General features: G+C 63.8%; 2 protein-coding genes. Both read right to left on the bottom strand.

All coding sequences use genetic code 11. The features are described 5' to 3' along the window. Positions 1-1914: MG2 domain-containing protein (locus ACH2EH_RS03710; protein WP_395139091.1), on the bottom strand; the 1914-nt coding region annotated here is incomplete at its 3' end. Beyond that, positions 1911-2212: hypothetical protein (locus tag ACH2EH_RS03715; RefSeq protein WP_395139093.1), on the bottom strand; the 302-nt coding region annotated here is incomplete at its 5' end. The genes ACH2EH_RS03715 and ACH2EH_RS03710, both read right to left, overlap by 4 nt.

A 2212-nucleotide genomic window follows, 5' to 3' on the forward strand; every position in this document is an offset into this window, starting at 1 on the left:
GCCGGTGGTTGCTTGCTGCGCAGGCAGGACGGTTACCGGGCCTTTTTTGTCGGCCCGCTCGACACGCAGGCTCACCGGCGAACTCGCGAGCGGCTTGCCGTCGTGGTCGCGCACCGTCACAAAGAGCCGTGTGGGCTGTCCGACCCGTGCGAGATAGCCCTCGGGGGTGAGCGAGATCTTCACGTTAGCCGCTGTCACACTTACCTCGGCGCTCTGCTCCACCTCACGCTCCGCGTTATCCACCACAAAGGCCGTGAGCTTGTAGCGCTCCGTCTGGGCCGTGGGCAGTTTCTTGGCGTCTTTTTCGGGCTCCGTGGGCAAGGAGAGAGTCAGGCGACCCGTGCCATCTAGCCTTCCTTCACCGTCGGCGACTAAGCTCCCCGAGCCGTAGTCCTCGCCCGCCAGATCCTCCTCCCTGCTCGGCCAGCCCGTGTTGTCGTAGTCCGACGACCAGTCGGTCTCGCGGGTGAGGCTCCAGCGCACTTTTGCATTGGCGACGGGCGCGCCAAAGTAATACGTCGCGGCAATGGTGGCATCCAGCAAGGTGTTGCGCAGGATACGTGTCCGCTTCGGGGTGACGCTTACCGAGAACTCAGGCTTGCGGTACGAGGCAATCTCGACACTGTGGCTGCGTTTTTGTGCGCCGACCTTCACCTCAATGTCGTAGAAGCCCATCTGTCCCTCAGGATTGACAGAGAACTCCCCGGCTATCGCGCCGCTGGCACTGATTGTCTTTGTCTCCTTGAGCAGCTCCAGCCCCGCCGGATCGGTGATCGTGAGCTGTGCCACTTCCCCCCTAAGTAACCCGTAGGTCGAGGCACTCCCGGACACGGGGCGGCGCAGGATGGTCTTGTAGTGGATGGTCTGACCGGGGCGGTAGAGAGGCCGATCCGTGATGGTGTGCGCCACCAGGCTCCGGCTATCTTCCTCGTAGCCGTCTTGGGCATAGACCATGGTTTCGTCGTTGCCGACACTCGCCAGTGTCGCGGTGCCGCTCCCCTCAGAAGCCGAAAGAGTTACCAGGCCATGGGCATCGGTCTTGCCCTGTGCCTGCACACTGCCGCCCCTAAAGTGCTGAACAAGCGCACCGGGGCGGGGCGTGCCGCGCTCGATGTCCACCACAAAGGCGAGCAGGCGCTTATCGGCGGGCGAGATCTGCGTGATGAGCGCGGTGTCGGTGAGATGCACCCAGGTCCAGACTGTTTGTTTCTCGTGGATAAGGCGAGCGAAGTAGAGCCCTGGCTGGTTTTTAAGCCCCCGGAGCGGCAGGCGCATCGAGTAAAAGCCTTCGCTGTCCACGCGGGCGATCGCTTCCGCACTCTCTGTGAGAGGCGTCTGGCAGAGCGGAGCCAGTGCGGGTGGCAGCTTGCCCACGTCGTCGCCCCAGCGGTTGCCCAGTCGCCCCAGCGCCGTCGCGCGCTCGGGTTTCATCAGAACATCCGCGAGCCGTGCCCGAAACAGCGTGACGGCGATTTTCTCTCCTGCGCTACCGATTCCCGTGAGCGCGAGGGTGGGGGTTTCCTTGGTTCCGTAGGTGCGCTGCTGCGTGTAGGCCAGCTCCAGTATCGCGCCGTTTGGCTTCAGGCTGATGTTTTCCTGAGTGATCTTGGCCTCGACAACGGGAAAGGTTTTGTAGGAACCCGCGCTATGATGCAGCGCACCATCGCGCAACGTGTACTTGCCGACGGGAATATGGCGGAAAACAAAATGCCCCTGGCTATTGGTACGTGTGTGCCAGCGTCGGTTTTCGCTGTCGGAGCTCAGGGTCATTCGTGTGTCGCCGAGCGGCTTCCCACTGCGGGCAAAAGTCACCGTGCCTTCGACGCCGCCGACGGGCTCGCTCTGCGTAAACAGGTAGCCAAAGCCGAGCAGGATGAGCAGCACGGCGGCGAAGGGAGCAAGAAGGCGGCTCATGTTCGTTTCCTCTCGATCAGGTAACCGACTCCCGCTGCGACAAGCCAGGCCAGCCCGATTCCCGCGACAATCTCTAAGCGAACGAGACGGGTCTTATCGGCCAGCGGGGCGAGGTGGCCCAGAAGCTGCGCCAGTAGGGTGCCGACTCCCAAGGCAAAGAGCGGGGCGAGGCTCCTGGTTCTCTCCGCTGCCGCGCTCCAGAGCTGCCCGGCGAGCAGGCCCAGCACGAGAGTCAGCCCGGCGCGCGGGCCGTAGAGCACGGTGAGGGCGGCAGGGAGCGCCAGCAGGGTCGCGCCCG

It is taken from the genome of Armatimonas sp. (assembly GCF_043760365.1).
Lineage (GTDB): Bacteria > Armatimonadota > Armatimonadia > Armatimonadales > Armatimonadaceae > Armatimonas.